This is a genomic window from Paenibacillus whitsoniae (assembly GCF_003955665.1).
Lineage (GTDB): Bacteria > Bacillota > Bacilli > Paenibacillales > NBRC-103111 > Paenibacillus_E > Paenibacillus_E whitsoniae.
On record NZ_RXHU01000066.1, the window covers coordinates 115931 to 130785 of the forward strand.

At 55.3% G+C, this 14855-nt stretch carries 14 protein-coding genes and 1 pseudogene; 14 read left to right on the plus strand and 1 reads right to left on the minus strand.

All coding sequences use genetic code 11. From position 1 onward, the window contains the following. Positions 1 to 9 precede the first annotated feature (9 nt). The 12 genes and pseudogenes from EJQ19_RS21470 (at position 10) to EJQ19_RS21525 (ending at position 12296) form a co-directional block, all read left to right on the plus strand. A complete protein-coding gene (locus tag EJQ19_RS21470) occupies positions 10 to 882 on the plus strand; it encodes a GNAT family N-acetyltransferase (RefSeq protein WP_126143291.1) in 873 nt (290 codons plus the stop codon). A gap of 14 nt (positions 883 to 896) precedes the next feature. Next, positions 897 to 1874: pseudogene (locus EJQ19_RS21475) on the plus strand (uroporphyrinogen decarboxylase/cobalamine-independent methonine synthase family protein); the annotation flags it as partial. Between the two features lie 135 nt (positions 1875 to 2009). Beyond that, positions 2010 to 2768 carry a polysaccharide deacetylase family protein gene (locus tag EJQ19_RS21480; protein ID WP_164716653.1) on the plus strand — a complete coding sequence of 253 codons (759 nt, stop codon included), beginning with the start codon at positions 2010 to 2012 and terminating at the stop codon, positions 2766 to 2768. Positions 2769 to 2994: 226 nt separating this feature from the next. Further along, complete coding sequence (locus tag EJQ19_RS21485; RefSeq protein ID WP_126143294.1) at positions 2995 to 4101, plus strand: acyl-CoA dehydrogenase family protein; 1107 nt, start codon at positions 2995 to 2997, stop codon at positions 4099 to 4101. Between the two features lie 16 nt (positions 4102 to 4117). Next, positions 4118 to 5275 (plus strand): citrate synthase, encoded by a 1158-nt coding sequence (gene mmgD / locus EJQ19_RS21490; protein WP_126143295.1) that lies wholly within the window; start codon positions 4118 to 4120, stop codon positions 5273 to 5275. Further along, a complete protein-coding gene (locus EJQ19_RS21495) occupies positions 5272 to 6735 on the plus strand; it encodes a bifunctional 2-methylcitrate dehydratase/aconitate hydratase (protein WP_277600972.1) in 1464 nt (487 codons plus the stop codon). Before mmgD ends, EJQ19_RS21495 begins: the two co-directional genes overlap by 4 nt. A gap of 321 nt (positions 6736 to 7056) precedes the next feature. Then, positions 7057 to 7998 (plus strand): methylisocitrate lyase, encoded by a 942-nt coding sequence (gene prpB, locus EJQ19_RS21500; protein WP_126143296.1) that lies wholly within the window; start codon positions 7057 to 7059, stop codon positions 7996 to 7998. A 27-nt stretch (positions 7999 to 8025) separates the two neighbouring features. Beyond that, the gene (locus EJQ19_RS21505; protein WP_126143297.1) at positions 8026 to 9168 is read left to right on the plus strand and encodes an acyl-CoA dehydrogenase family protein; all 1143 of its coding nucleotides are present in this window, start codon (positions 8026 to 8028) and stop codon (positions 9166 to 9168) included. Between the two features lie 22 nt (positions 9169 to 9190). Continuing rightward, positions 9191 to 10372, plus strand: a complete 1182-nt coding sequence (locus EJQ19_RS21510; RefSeq protein WP_126143298.1) for an acetyl-CoA C-acetyltransferase — start codon at positions 9191 to 9193, stop codon at positions 10370 to 10372. A 13-nt stretch (positions 10373 to 10385) separates the two neighbouring features. Continuing rightward, on the plus strand, positions 10386 to 11240 hold the full coding sequence (locus EJQ19_RS21515; RefSeq protein WP_126143299.1) for a 3-hydroxybutyryl-CoA dehydrogenase: 855 nt from the start codon (positions 10386 to 10388) through the stop codon (positions 11238 to 11240). A gap of 81 nt (positions 11241 to 11321) precedes the next feature. Then, complete coding sequence (locus tag EJQ19_RS21520; RefSeq protein ID WP_126143300.1) at positions 11322 to 11735, plus strand: HIT family protein; 414 nt, start codon at positions 11322 to 11324, stop codon at positions 11733 to 11735. A gap of 159 nt (positions 11736 to 11894) precedes the next feature. After that, entirely contained in the window at positions 11895 to 12296 is a 402-nt protein-coding gene (locus tag EJQ19_RS21525) for a hypothetical protein (protein ID WP_126143301.1), read from the plus strand. Positions 12297 to 12708: 412 nt separating this feature from the next. Here the strand turns inward: EJQ19_RS21525 and EJQ19_RS21530 are convergent, their stop codons facing one another. Next, entirely contained in the window at positions 12709 to 13545 is an 837-nt protein-coding gene (locus EJQ19_RS21530; RefSeq protein ID WP_126143302.1) for an SDR family NAD(P)-dependent oxidoreductase, read from the minus strand. Between the two features lie 247 nt (positions 13546 to 13792). On the opposite strand from EJQ19_RS21530, the gene EJQ19_RS21535 reads away from it, so the two are divergent. Both EJQ19_RS21535 and EJQ19_RS21540 read left to right on the plus strand, forming a co-directional pair. Beyond that, the gene (locus tag EJQ19_RS21535; protein WP_126143303.1) at positions 13793 to 14272 is read left to right on the plus strand and encodes a DUF6530 family protein; all 480 of its coding nucleotides are present in this window, start codon (positions 13793 to 13795) and stop codon (positions 14270 to 14272) included. 6 nt (positions 14273 to 14278) lie between these two features. Next, a complete protein-coding gene (locus EJQ19_RS21540; RefSeq protein WP_126143304.1) occupies positions 14279 to 14662 on the plus strand; it encodes a GIY-YIG nuclease family protein in 384 nt (127 codons plus the stop codon). Positions 14663 to 14855 lie beyond the last annotated feature (193 nt).

Genomic DNA, 14855 nt, shown 5'->3' on the forward strand with positions numbered 1-14855 from the left:
GCGAAAGCGATGATCGTCAAAAAGATGAGTGAGCTGTCGGTGGAAAGCGCGGTGGCGCTTTGGAATTTGGGGTTCGAAGGCTATTTGATCAATAGCACGCTGACGGTAGATAGATTCCTGGCACGAGCCGTGGGTGAGGGACTCTCCTTCGAGCATTCGCTGGCCATGTACGACGAGCAGGGAGAGCCGGTGGGGCTTGTCATGAATGGATTTCGGACCATAGCCGGCCGGAAAATCGCTTGGAATGGCGGGACAGGCATCGCGCCGGCTTTCAGGGGACAAGGGTTCGGGCGGCAGCTGATGGAACGGAATCTTGAGCTATACCGGGAGCAAGGCGTCGACGCAGCGCTGCTCGAGGCGCTTATTCAGAACAACGCTGCTATCCGGCTGTATCAAAAAGTCGGCTATGAGATCAGCGGGCGGCTCGTTGGACTTCAACATGAAGGCGCCTTGAACGCAGACGCGTTACAGGCGAATCATTCGTATACCGTGAAGCGAGGCCGGCCCGTCGAAGTGAGCAGGCTATCTTTTTACAATGCGATGTCAGCCTGGCAGACGCAGTGGAACAGCATCAAAGACGGTGAAAGCGTAATGATCACTGATGATGCGTCGGTGGTTGGTTATGCGCTTTTCAAATGTGTGTATGCGGAGGACGGCAGTTTGACGACGGTCGTGCTGTACCAATGCGAAGCCGCACCTGAACGCAAGGATAAGCGGGAAATTTTGCTGGCTGCGCTGCGTGTAGTTTTTGCACAAGGGGAGGCATCAAGTAAGCAGTTGACGATGAACATCAGGCAGACGAATCACGAGCTGCATGAGCTGTTGGTTTCCTTGGGCTTCGCACCTTTTGTCGAGCAGGTGCACATGCTGCGGCAGCTTTGAGCGTGATCGGGAGGCAGCTGCAGGAGATTCGCTTGTATCATTTGCGCAAACAGCAGGAGAAGGGCATTGATCTGATTCCTGTCAATGATTTCAGTTATTACGATCATATTCTTGATACGGCTGCCATGTTTGGAATTATTCCGCAGCGTTTTGCTTTCGAGGGAGACGCGGTTCCCTTGTCTGTCTATTATGGTGTCGCCAGAGGAACGAAAGAAGCTGAAGCAAGTGAAATGACCAAATGGTTCAACACGAACTATCACTATATCGTATCCGAACTGTCCGGAGCCACTCCTGTCATTACGGAGAATAAGCCGCTGGCTGCCTACCGGGAAGCGAAGGAAAAGCTCGGCATCCAAGGAAAACCGGTCATCGTGGGGCCATTCACTTTCTTGAAATTGTCCAAAGGCTACAGCGCCGCGGATTTCGACACGTGGCTCAACAAACTGCTGCCGCTGTATGTACAGATCCTTCAGGAGCTTGCGGCAGAAGGGGTGGAGTGGGTTCAGATCGACGAACCGATGCTCGTCACGAAGTTGAGCGATGCTGACATTGAGAGACTGAAAACGATCTATGAAACGTTCGCCAATTCCGTGCCGCACCTGAACATTGTGCTGCAAACGTATTTTGAAGCGGTAGATCGCTACGCTGATATTATTTCGCTGCCCGTCAAAGGCATTGGGCTGGATTTCGTTCATGGACTTAACGGCAACCTACAGTCGTTGAAGTCGTTCGGATTTCCTGCCGACATAGTATTCGGCGTTGGGGTAATCGATGGTCGCGGAATCTGGAATATTCACAGTCCGCGGGTTCCAGGCGTAGAGGAAATGACAAGCATGATAGAACGTGCTTTGCATGTGCTGGATCCGAAGCTATTCTGGATTAATCCGGATTGCGGTCTGAAAACGCGTGGACTCGAAGAAACCGTTGCTTCGTTGCGCAACATAATGGAAGCGACGCACATGGCACGTGCAAAGCATGCTGCTTACGTATAGGAAGGAGGGAAAGTCGCGTATGACGCGGCTTTTTCTTTTTATGTGATCACGTCTTGGAATGCCCATATAAAGGAAGATTAGACAATTCTGAGATCCTTCATACTAAGATCAACTTTATCTATGGGGGATGGATTCATGCGTAGAGCTTTCAATCAGTTCATCAAAGGGGTCACGGCATGTCTGGCACTGACAACCCTCACGAGTTGTCTGCCGCTTGCTTATGCTGCCAAGGCTGTTTCACACCCTGTTAGCCCAGAATTGAATAGGACGAAAATGGCTTATTTAACATTTGATGACGGCCCCTCGGAGAATACGGAGCGAATTCTAGCCATTTTGCGAAAATACGGCATTCGGGCCACGTTCTTTGTCATAGGGAATTCGTCAGATGAGGGAAAACGTTTATATCGACGGATTCATGCGGATGGACATGTCATTGGCAACCATACCTATTCTCATAATTATCAGGTTGTCTATTCATCGGTTCAGGCGTTCGCCAAAGATACCGAGCGACTAGAAACATTGTTGGAACAAACGATTGGCGTAAGGCCTGCCTTGCTTCGTTATCCGGGCGGATCCAATAATCTCGTTAGTCTCCATTACGGAGGAAAACAAATCATGCCTCGAATTATTCATGAAATGACGAGAAAGGGCTACGATTACATCGACTGGAATGTGAGTTCGACAGATGCCGCCAGAACCGTACAGCCCAAGCGTGAGATTATTGATGCCGTGCTGAGTGCCAGTAGAACGAAAAAAGAAGCGGTGATTTTAATGCACGATGTCAAAGTGAAAACAACGACGGTTGAAGCCTTGCCTGAGATTATTGAAGGCTTGGTCAAGCAAGGGTTTCATTTTGACGTGTTAAGCAGGGCGTCTTTTCATTATCATTTTTAGTGGGGTAGGGAGCGATTCGCCGCGGCTCTACTTGGCATGCTGACAGGCAGCTTTCCTTGGAGGGACAAGGGGCTGCTCTTTTTTTGCCGGAGTTCAGTCTAATGCCTGACAAACGGATGTATATATGAATTACTAACTGTAAGCGTTTACAACTTGTCCACAGATGGGAGCTCAGCGCCAAACATCCTCAGCTTCGTATGACATGGCATCCAAGGAGGTCGTTTGCATGCACCTAACGTATACGCCGCATCAGCTTCAGCTTCGCACGCTTGTGCGAGATTTTGCTCTGGCCGAGATTGCGCCCACTGTCCGGGATCGGGATGTGGAGGAGCGGTTTGAGCGCCGCATTTTTGACAGGCTGGCTGAGCTTGGGCTGACGGGACTGCCGTGGCCGGCCGCGTTTGGCGGCAGCGGAGAGCCTTTTCTCCATTATGCGATGGTCATTGAAGAGTTGTCCCAAGTATGCGCCTCAACCGGTGTAATGCTCTCGGTGCATACGTCGTTGACAAGCTGGGCGATCCATACGTTCGGCACGGCTGCGCAGCAGGAGGCGTTTTTGTTGCCGTTGGCGGAGGGGAAAGTGCTCGGTGCGTACTGTCTCACGGAGAGCGAGTCGGGTTCAGATGCCGGCGCAATGCGTACGACTGCGAGAAGGGACGGAGACAGCTACGTGCTGAACGGTTCAAAGCTATTTATTACAAGCGGAGGCGAAGCCGAAGTCTATATCGTATTTGCGTTGACCGAGCCTGCGCTTAAGCAGAAAGGGATCAGCGCCTTTGTTGTCGAGAAGGGGACCGCTGGACTGACATTCGGTAAAAAGGAAAAGAAACTGGGCATTCGCGCATCATCGACGCTGGAGATGTTATTCGACGACTGCCGGATTCCTGCTCACAATCTGCTGGGACAGGAGGGAAATGGGTTTCACATCGCGCTGCGCTGTCTAGATGGAGGAAGAATCGGCATCGCCGCTCAGGCGCTTGGTATTGCGCAAGCAGCGCTGGACGCAGGGCGGGATATGGGCGTGAATCTTTCTGCCCTCCGTGAATTGGCGACGGAGGTGCAGGCGGCAAGGCTCCTCATGTACCACGCCGCTTGGCGCAAAGACCGCGGTCTCCCCTACGGGAAGCAGGCAGCCATGGCGAAGCTGTGGGCCAGCGATACGGCAGTGAAGGTGACCAACGACGTTGTGCGGCTAGCGGGAAAAGATGGGATTGTACCTGGCAGTACCCTCGAGCGCTGCTGGCGCGATGCGAAGGTGACGCAAATTTATGAAGGGACGAATGAGATTCAACGCATTGTCATTTCCCGATGGCTGTTATCGGAAGGCGTGTAGAAGGGAGAGCGATACTATGAGTGATCTCTATTTGCCTGGACTTGAAAATGTTGTAGCGAGCGAAACCGGCATTTCTTATTTGGATGTCGAAAAGGAAGAGATTGTCATCCGCGGTTATGACTTGATCGAACTTGCGCAGCAGGCCGTGTATCTGGACGTTGCGGGATTGCTGCTGGACGGAGAATTGCCGGATGAGGCGGGGCGTGCCGCCCTGGAGGCGAGCATTGCGGACGCCTATGGGCTGCCGCAAAACGTGCGCGCGATTCTGCATCTGCTGCCTGCGAATACCCCTGCGATGGATGTGCTGCGCACGGGCATATCGGTGTTGTCCAGTTATGACGAGGAGCTCGATGATCGCTCGCCGGAGGCGAATAGGCGCAAGGCGATTCGTCTGCTGGCCCGTGTACCGCAGATTGTCGCCTACGGTCATCGCGCCCTGACGAAGCAGCCGCTCATTGAGCCGGACAGTTCGCTATCGTACTCGGCGAATTTCCTGTATATGATTACGGGGAAGGTGCCGTCGGCACTGGAGGCGGGAATTTTTGACCAATCGTTAATTGTATACAGCGAGCATGAAATGCCGAACTCGACGTTCACGGCCCGCGTCATCGCCTCGACGCAATCGGATCTCTATGGCGCTCTTGTGGGAGCCGTAGCTTCGTTGAAAGGCACCCTGCATGGCGGCGCAAACGAAGCTGTGATGGAGATGCTGCTCGAAGCGGGCTCAGAAGACGGCATGGAGGCGCTGATCAAGGAGCGGCTTGCAAGGCGAGAGCGCATTATGGGATTCGGCCATCGGGTGTATATGCGAAAGCCCGATCCGCGGGCATTGCTGATGAAGGATGCTTTAGCGCTTCTGGCGGCGCATTTCGGGCAGCCCGATCTCTACCATATGTGCGTGCGGGGCGAAGAGGTGATGCGGCGTGAAAAAGAGCTGCACCCGAATCTGGACTACTACGCTGCGCCTGTGTATCATCTGCTGGGCATTCCGACGGCGCTGTTTACACCGGTTTTTCTTGCGGCGCGAACGCTCGGCATTTCGGCGCACGTCATGGAGCAGCATGCGCATAACCGATTGTTCCGTCCGAGAGTCCGCTATACCGGCCCGAGGGGGTTGCACCCGCTGATTACCGATCAGCTGCTGCCGGAAAGAGAGGAGGATGAAGAGGAGTGAGTGGTCACCATGATGCGCTGGAACAGGCTGAAAAAGAGCTAAACTACGATCCGCTAATCGGTGAGCTGGCCGATTATGTGTTGGAGGCTTCGATCCTCAGCGAAGAAGCGTATCGAATCGCCTATCATGTGCTGCTGGATTCCTTGGGGACGGCCCTGTTGGCGCTCCGCTTTCCAGCCTGCACGAAGCTGCTCGGCCCAGTTGTGCCGGGTGCGGAATTGCCGGGAGGAGCGCGGGTGCCGGGCACCTCGTACGAGTTGGAACCCGTGCAGGCGGCGTTCAACATCGGCGCAATGATCCGCTGGCTCGATTACAACGATACGTGGCTGGCCGCGGAATGGGGGCATCCGTCGGATAATCTCGGCGCGATTCTGGCGCTTGCGGATTATTTGAGCAGGGCTCGCGTGGAATCAGGCGCCGCGTCGTTCAACGTACACGATGTACTCACGTATGCGATTAAAGCGCACGAGATTCAAGGCGTGCTCGCGTTGAACAACAGCTTGAATCGCGTCGGCCTGGATCACGTTCATCTCGTCAAGGTCGCTTCGACAGCCGTTGCTGCAGCGATGCTCGGCGGTACGAAGGCGCAAGTGTGCAGCGCGATCTCCAACGCCTGGATCGACGGGGCCAGCTTGCGGACATACCGGCACGCACCGAACGCAGGCTCCCGCAAATCGTGGGCCGCCGGGGACGCGACGAGCCGGGCAGTGCGGCTGGCGCTTATGGCAGTCCAAGGCGAGATGGGCTACGGAACGGCGTTATCGGCGCCGACGTGGGGCTTTCAGGACGTCCTTTTCCGTGGAAACCCGCTCACATTGGCGAGGCCGCTGGGTTCTTATGTGATGGAGAACATTTTATTTAAAATCTCGTTCCCCGCTGAGTTTCACGCGCAAACGGCGGTGGAATGCGCGTTCGAGCTGCATCCGGAAGTCGTGGGACGACTGGACGACATTCAGGAAATTACAATTACGACGCACGAGTCGGCGATGCGAATTATCGACAAACGCGGGCCGCTCCACAATCCGGCGGACCGGGATCATTGTCTGCAGTACATGGTAGCTGTGGGCCTCCTATATGGTACGCTGAAGGCGGAGCATTACGAAGATGAAGCGGCTGGGGAGCCGGCCATCGACAGGCTGCGCAGCTTGATGACGGTTAAGGAAGATGAGCGTTACAGCCGGGACTACCTGGACCCGGACAAAAGATCGATCGCGAACGCGCTGCAAATTACGTACAAGGATGGCTCGCGTTCACGGCAAGTGGTGTGCGAATATCCGATCGGACATCGACGGCGTCGCGAGGAGGGGCTGCCCAAGGTGATTGACAAATATAAAGCCAATATGGAAAGCCGCTTTGATGGCGAGCATACGGAACGTATCCTAGGGGCGACCTTGAACGTGGAAGGTCTGTCCAAGATGGCCGTACCGGATTTGATGGCGCTCTTTGTACTCAGCGATTGAGGCGGATTGCGCGAAGCAGAGATTGCCCGGAAATAGAGGACTGTTACATTCTTATGAGAAAGATGCAGAAAGGCAGGTATTTTGCTGATACCTCACTCGATTTGAAGAGAAGCCTGCGAATTGGCAGGTATTTTCGAAGGAAAGAGGCGATTTCGGGGAAAATGTAGGAAAAAGCTGCATTTTCGCAGGTTTCCTCTCTTTTCGGCTGCGAAATCTGGGATTTGCTGCACATTTGCAGGCTTTGGCAATGTATAAGGTGAAAAGTATGTGAGGCCAGCGTTTGAATGAAAACCTGTCATGAAAAGTTTGGAGGAGATTGCCATGTCCTGGCTCATCGAAGAGGAGGAGGATCAGCGCACCTTGTCGGCCCGGTTCCGAGCGCTTGTCGACACAGGCCCCGTACTGCAAATTCTCGGCGCGCATGACGGCATGGCGGCGAGGCTCGCCAAATTGGCGCAAGCCCGGGCCATTTACTTATCCGGCGCAGCGTATACCGCCTCTCGAGCGCTCCCGGATCTTGGTCTGCTATATTCGGGCGAAGTAGCGGAACGCGCGCGCGAGCTGGTCAGAGCCTCCGGCCTGCCGCTGCTAGTCGACATTGATACCGGGTACGGCGGGATTTTGAATGTGGCGCGTACTGCCAAGGAAATGATTGAGGCCAGCGTGGCAGCTGTGCAGATCGAAGATCAGGAGATGCCCAAAAAATGCGGCCACCTGAACGGCAAAAAGCTGATTGCACCGGAAGAAATGGCTCAAAAAATCAGAACCATTAAGGACGTCGCTCCTACGCTTTATGTCATTGCCCGCACGGATGCGAAAGGGGTAACCGGCATCGCAGACGCCATTGAACGCGCACGCGCTTACGTTGAGGCCGGGGCCGATGCGATTTTTCCGGAGGCGCTAGAGCGTCAGGAAGAGTTTAAGGCGTTCCGTGCCGCAATTAACGTCCCGCTGCTGGCGAATATGACGGAGTTTGGGCGGACGCCGTATTACACCGCTGAGCAATTTGCGCAATGGGGATACCGCATGGTGCTTTACCCGGTTTCCTCTTTGCGTGTGGCTGCCAAGGCGGTTGAGCGGGTGTATGCGGATATTGTGCATAACGGCACCCAACAGGGATCGCTTGCACATATGCAGACGCGGCGGGAGCTGTATGCGACGATTCGGTACGACGATTATGAAGAACTGGATGCCCGGATTGCCCGGACGGTGCTGGACGAGGAGGGAGAGGCGCAGTCAGGTTCAGGCAGCTTAGAGGAATGACCGCTTAGAAGAAGGAGCGTGCTAAACATGGATTTCAGCGTTCCGGAGGAGTTAGGCATGATTCGCGAGATGGTGCGGGATTTTGGTGCGCGCGAGCTGATGCCGTCCGCAGCGGTCCGAGATGAGAAGGCCAAGTTCAATGCTCCATTGTTTGCAAAAATGGCGGAGCTAGGGCTCGCTGGCATTCCATGGCCGGAGGGCTATGGCGGATTGGACGCTGATTCTCTGACATTCAGCTGCGTCCTCGAGGAGCTGGCTCGCTCCTGCACCTCGACGGCTTATGCGTTGTATGGGCATGCGGCGCTGGCGAGCGCGCCGATCGCCATGTTCGGAACGGAGCTGCAGAAGATAACGTATTTGATGCCGCTCGCAGAGGGCGCGAAGCTGGGGGCAGCCGCAGACCAGCAGGCGCTGCAGGACTTCGATCGGCTGCAGGCAGTGCGCAGCGGAGATGACTATATATTTAATGGCATTAACTATGGGGTGATACTTGCTTCAGCTGCGGATATATTCGTCGTCTATGCCTGTACGGGAATGCCAGAAAACGGGAGGGGATATACCGCTTTTATCGTTGAAAAAGCGGCCGGAGGCCTGACCATCGAGCCCGAACCGCCTCGATTGGGCCTGCGCGCTGCGCCTTCGGCGGCGCTGCGATTCAGCGGCTGCCGCATACCTGCCACGCAGCGGCTGGGCGAGGACGGCGGCGGCTTGCAGATCGCCGCCAGGGTGCATGAGGCCGCCCGCTGCTTGCTGGCGGCACAGGCGGTGGGCGTCGGGCAAGGCGCCCTGGCAGCGGCGCTCGCTTACGCGCAAGAACGGCGGCAGTTCGGCAAGTCGCTCGCTGCGCAGCAAGCGATTGCCTTCAAGCTGGCGGGCATGGCGACGCAGCTTGAAGCCGCACGGCTTCTGACGCTGGAGGCCGCCTGGCAGCGCGCGCAGGGGGCGGCGCCTATGCCGGCGCAGCCCATCGCGCATACGTTTGCCGGCGATGCGGCCGTGGCGGTGGCGATTGAGGCGCTGCAAATTTTTGGCGGCTATGGGTACACCAAGGACTATCCCGCTGAACGTTTCCTGCGGGATGCCAAAATGCTGCAAATCTGCCAGTCAACCCAGGAATCGCTCTTGGCGTCAATCGCGCCGCTGCTGTCCAAGGAAGACGATGTTGTGTGAGCAGAGGAAGGAGACGTGAACGATGAGAGAAACGGTCATTGTCGGCGGTGCGCGAACTCCTTTCGGCAAGTTTGGCGGGGCTTTGCGGGATGTCGCCGCGGTGGATTTAGGCGGAATCGCCATTCGGGAAGCGATTCGGCGTGCGGGCGTTGCCCCTTCGACCATCGACGAGGTCATTATGGGAATGGTGCTGCAGGGCGGTGCCGGGCAAGTGCCGTCCCGGCAGGCGGCGCGCAGCGCCGGCTTGGACTGGTCCGTCCCGACGGAGACCGTGAATAAGGTATGCGCTTCCGGTATGCGGAGCGTGACCTTGGCGGACCAAATCATCCGGGCCGGCGATGCGACAGTGATCGTCGCGGGCGGTATGGAAAGCATGAGCCGGGCGCCGTATTTGCTCCAGCAGGCCAGATGGGGCAGCCGCATGGGCGACCAGGCGCTGCTCGACGGCATGCTGCTCGACGGGCTGACCTGCCCGTTCCATGGCGTGCCTATGGCTATGCACGGCAGTCAGGTCGCGGCCGAACTCGGCATTGCCCGCGAGGAGCAGGACGCGTGGGCTTTGCGCAGCCACGAGCTGGCGGTGCAGGCCGCGGCAAAAGGTTACTTGGACGAGGAAATCGTCCAAGTCGCGGTGCCGGGCAAGGGGGGCGAGCGGCATGTCGGGCAGGACGAGTGCCCTCGTCCGGATACGAGCCTCGCGAAGCTTGCGGCGCTGCCGCCCGTGTTCGATAAGCGCGGCACGATCACCGCCGGCAACGCGCCGGGCGTGAATGACGGCGCCGCCGCGCTCGTGCTGATGGAGCGGACGCGCGCTGCGACGGACGGTCTGCAGCCGCTGGCGACGCTGGTCGGGCACGCCGCGGTCGGCGAGCGGGCGCCGTATATCTCGACGGCGCCCGCGCTGGCGATTGCCAAGCTGCTGCGGCAGACTGGCTTGGCTTTAGGGCAGATTGACCGGATTGAGGTCAATGAGGCGTTTGCCGCTGTGCCGCTCACTTGTGAGCGGATGCTCGGCTGGCAGCGTGATCGCGTTAACGTGAACGGCGGCGCGATTGCACTTGGCCATCCGATCGGCGCCAGCGGCACGCGGATTATGTTGACGCTGATCCACGAGCTGCGACGGCGTGGCGGGGGTTACGGCATTGCTGCAATCTGCAGCGGTACGGCGCAAGGGGATGCCGTTTTGCTGCGGGTAGACGGCTAGGAGGTGAGCGTTAGTGAGCATAGCAACCGTCATGGTGGTTGGCGCAGGCCAAATGGGTAGCGGCATCGTACAGGTCGCCGCAAGTAGCGGCAAATCTGTACTCTGGCAGGACGTGTCCGCTGTCGCACTGGAGAAGGGGCTTCAGCATATTGCCCACAATTTGGACCGGAGCATGGCCAAAGGAAGATTGAGCGGCTCGGAGAAGACAGCGATTTTGGAGCGGATTGAGGTGACCCCGTCCCTGGATCAGGCGGATCGAGCGCAGCTCGTTATCGAAGCCGTCACCGAACATATGCCGGTAAAGCAGGCGATTTTCCGCGAGTTGGATGCAGTGTGCCCGCCGGAGACGATCCTCGCGACGAATACGTCTTCGCTGCCGATAACGGAAATCGCCGCGGCAACGGGGCGGACCGGGCAGGTGATCGGGATGCATTTTATGAATCCGGTGCCGGTGATGCCGTTAGTGGAAATCATTCGCGGGCTGGATACTTCGCAAGCCGTGTTTGAAGCTGTGGAGCAGGTAGCCCGAGAACTCGGAAAAACGCCTGTGGAGGTGCAGGATTTTCCTGGTTTTGTATCGAATCGGGTACTCATGCCCATGATTAATGAGGCGATTTTCACCGTGTATGAAGGGGTGGCATCCCCAGAGGCGGTCGATACGGTGATGAAGCTCGGCATGCGGCATCCCATGGGACCGCTGGAGCTTGCCGATTTGATCGGCCTGGATACCTGCCTCGCGATCATGGAGATTTTGCATGAAGGGTTCAAAGACAGCAAATACCGTCCGTGCCCGCTGCTGCGGAAATATGTGAAGGCCGGACGTTTGGGGCGCAAGTCGGGGCAGGGGTTTTACCGGTATTCGGAATGATGGTTGTCCGGAGGTGGAGTAGAGACGAAGCGAGAACGCGTTTCTACTCTCTCCATACTTTGTTGAGGAAGGAGGAGCGCTATGTCATCAGCATGTTTAGGTTGTCAGTTGGCGAATGGAGAGGTACAAGCCCATGTTGTCTATGAGAACGAATGGATTACTTGTCTATTGGACATCGCACCGATTAACGAAGGGCATGTGCTGATTATGCCGAAACGGCATATCGTTGAGGTTGAGGAAATCGATGAGGAGACGATGCGGGCTGTCTTGTCGGCGGCGGCACAGATCAGCAGAGGGCTGAAAGCCTGTTTTGCTCCGGATGGCATCTCCATGATGCAAAATGGCGGAATGTTCAACGATCTGGGGCATTACCATCTGCATGTTTTCCCGCGGAATCAAGGCGATGGGTTCGGTTGGGTGGAGGCAAATGCGGGTAATGCGGCTGCAAAGCGGCTGGCAGAGACCCGATTGAAACTAATTAACCGCATTAATTAAAGATATAAAATATTAACTGCATTAACTAATCATGAAATCACCTTTACACACGCCAGCAGAACAAGCTTTATCTTCGACATACCGCCGCAATTCGTGGTACACTTATCGCATCTTAGGAACGTTGCCTGCATATGCAAACGCTTGAGGAGGAAATCGTTCGTGAAATTTCGTGCTGTCTCGCCTGAGACGCGAATGAATTATATGATCTGGAGCATTCAAAAAGAAATTCGGAAAGAGAATCAGTACCTCGCCTCACTGCCTTATGATCCGACACCGATTCTGTTTATTGTTAAAGCTCATATCGACAGATGGGACCCGGCGCAGCTGCTGGCGACAGACGGGGTGGAGGACGAGTACGACGGGGAGTCACGCAGCATTACGATCTACATCACGAAACATCTTGGGGCGTTAGAGATCCAAGGACTGGCATCTGAGATCGATCGGGTTCTCAACAAGTCATTTCAGGATCTGTATGTCCAAGATGGACAAGCCCGTGAGGTGGCAGCGCAAATCATCGCCGTTTTGGATGAAGTCATCGAGTTTGAACCCGCCGAGATGTAACAAAAGACAGTCTTCCTTGAAGTTGAAGAAGGCTGTCTTTTGCTTTTTATAGCAACTCCCTAGTTACTCCCTTCCTGCAAAAAGTACAGGTAATCTCACTGTAAAAGGTTCAACATGCCGTAAATCATGTAAACCTTACAGTAAAATTGCGCCGACAGGTGCGTTATCCTCGAAAATGGGGAGCCAGGCGGCGATGGAACTTTACGAAATGCAGGTCTTTTCGCGAAAACTGCTTATTCTTCGAAATTTAATGTACAGCATGCAGGATCACGGTAAAATGCGGTAGCGTCGGCTTTATATTTGTTGCCTTCACACTTCCCCCGAAACGCCGCGGCGGATGTGCCTTACCTCGAATGTCCAAGTGTTGTACCCCTATCAGACGCAACCTCGTAGGGTGCGTTAAGCCCCTTCTTCAGAATTCGCCCTTATAAATCCTATCTGCCAATGCGAGTACATCCTTGCCGTACTGTGTAAACTTTAAAGCAGCAGGCTTGTTTTTGACCAGATAGCTGCCTGCCGGATGCGGATCTGTTGCAGCGTTCAGAAGCAGGCCGGCGCCTGTGCTTGGAGGCGGGAAGATCAGCTTCATGACCGGCCTCAGGTAAAAAGGAAGGCCGGATTTGTTGCCCGGCCGCAAGGTATTGTTGCCGCCGGGGTCCGCGCTGAGCAGCCGAATGCCTTGTCGGGTGAATTCGGGCGCCGCCTCATGGACCCAGAGGGAAAGCGCCAGCTTCGAGGTCGCATAAGGGCCGAAAAGCTTCCGGAAAGGCGCTTCCGGCATCAGCAGCGAGCCCGGATCAAAGCTATTTAGTGTGGCAAACGCGTTGGTCGAAGTGCCGACGACGGTTCGCATGGACCCCTGCAGCAAGAGCTCCTTCAACTCATGGGTCAAAATATAAGGAACGATCGTGTGCAATTCCACATGAAGCTCTCGTCCCTGCTTCGAATAGAGGAGTTCCGGAAAGCTGCCTCCAGCATTGTTAAAAAGAACATCGATGGCCGTCTCGGCTGACTTGATCTGCTGCAAGGCAGAGCGCAGCTGTGAGAAGTCGGCCAAATCGGCGCGGTACACGCGCAGGGAGCGATCACGAATGGCCTGTTTAATCTGCATATCATCTTCCGGGAAATCAGAGCGATTCAGCGCCGCAACATGCCATCCTAGCTGCAGCAATTGCTTCGTCAACGCCAGGCCGATTCCGCTGCTAGCACCTGTAATAAGCGCGGTATGCGGGAAATTTGAGTTTGTCATAAGCCAATTCCTCCATCATCTTCATGTCTGGCGAGGGAACCCGCCTCTTTCATAGACCATACAACTTGGTGTTAACACCAAGTCAAGCCCACTTGGTAGGCCGGATGGAAAACGAAAGCGCCCCTCCAAAGTTTGGACAGAGACCGCAGGCTCATTCACATTGACTTGTGCAGAGTGTCTGGCGTATAATCAGTTTGTGGTTTAGTAAATTACTAAATAACTGAACATTCCTTTAGGAGGCTTCCCAATGAAAATTCCAACAACGTTGAAACATAAACCTGTGATCGTATCTGAAAATTATGCCAATATCGATGGCAGATATACGAACAACTCCGACGCTAAGGGTCTTTCGCTTGGCCTGGCCCAGTGGAACGACCGCGGCAAGGTCGACATTTCCGCCAAAGTTTGGCGTTATACGGGGGAGAAATGGTCCCGTCAATCCGAGGAGCTTCCGCTGCACCGGGTCCTGGACTTGGCCATTCTGGTTTGCCGGGCGAAGCAGCATTTTTTGGATGCGTACCGGTATGAGAACTTTTACGACCCTGAGAATCCAGAGATCGACCGTGTCGGCCTCCAGGGCGATGCGATGACGGTCGCGGTGTGTACGGATAACGAGAAAATTAATGAAGACATCCGCCTTTTTAACCAGGCGCTTAGTGACGATGATGAGCTGATCGGTGAACGACTCCGCACATTGTCAGCAATTTTGAAGGAAATGGGGTATTAATCCGCCGTGCTAGACAAAAATAAAAAGAAAGAGCTTTCCTCGGCGTATGCCCAAACGTTTCGCGCGATGGGCGTGTATCAGATTCGCAACACGTCGAACGGCAAAATTTACGTCGTCTCCTCCATGGACCTTGAGGGAGCGCGGAATCGGTTCGACTTTGCCAAGCAGATGAACTTGAGCATCTTTCATGAACTGCAAAAAGATTGGCAAGCCTTTGGCCCGAACAGCTTTGTGTTCGAAGAGCTGGACCGACTCAAGCCGGACGAAGATGCGCCCGTAGACGCTACCTCGCAGAAGCATTACCGTGACGAGGTCGATGCCTTGTTGGAGCTGTGGCTGGAGAAGCTGCAGCCTTACGAGGAGAAGGGATATAACCGGCGCAAGCGGTAGGGAAGTCCCGCCAATAGAAACGACCATACACTTCGGCTGAGAATCGGCTGAAGGGGTATGGTCTTTTTATGTCCGCCTCATCGTACACATGATTGATCAACTAGAAGGAGATCCGGTTATAAGAGAAGAAATGGGTACTTAAGGAAATCGGACCTGGAGAGGGGAGAATGCCTTGAGCAAAGTAAGCACCCGA

Excerpts from the sequence above, each read along its gene's own strand:
- EJQ19_RS21470 (WP_126143291.1), top strand. The coding sequence starts at position 10 with ATGATCGTCAAAAAGATGAGTGAGCTGTCGGTGGAAAGCGCGGTGGCG.
- EJQ19_RS21480 (WP_164716653.1), top strand. The coding sequence starts at position 2,010 with ATGCGTAGAGCTTTCAATCAGTTCATCAAAGGGGTCACGGCATGTCTG.
- EJQ19_RS21485 (WP_126143294.1), top strand. The coding sequence starts at position 2,995 with ATGCACCTAACGTATACGCCGCATCAGCTTCAGCTTCGCACGCTTGTG.
- mmgD (WP_126143295.1), top strand. The coding sequence starts at position 4,118 with ATGAGTGATCTCTATTTGCCTGGACTTGAAAATGTTGTAGCGAGCGAA.
- prpB (WP_126143296.1), top strand. The coding sequence starts at position 7,057 with ATGTCCTGGCTCATCGAAGAGGAGGAGGATCAGCGCACCTTGTCGGCC.
- EJQ19_RS21505 (WP_126143297.1), top strand. The coding sequence starts at position 8,026 with ATGGATTTCAGCGTTCCGGAGGAGTTAGGCATGATTCGCGAGATGGTG.
- EJQ19_RS21510 (WP_126143298.1), top strand. The coding sequence starts at position 9,191 with ATGAGAGAAACGGTCATTGTCGGCGGTGCGCGAACTCCTTTCGGCAAG.
- EJQ19_RS21520 (WP_126143300.1), top strand. The coding sequence starts at position 11,322 with ATGTCATCAGCATGTTTAGGTTGTCAGTTGGCGAATGGAGAGGTACAA.
- EJQ19_RS21530 (WP_126143302.1), bottom strand. The coding sequence starts at position 13,545 with ATGACAAACTCAAATTTCCCGCATACCGCGCTTATTACAGGTGCTAGC.
- EJQ19_RS21535 (WP_126143303.1), top strand. The coding sequence starts at position 13,793 with ATGAAAATTCCAACAACGTTGAAACATAAACCTGTGATCGTATCTGAA.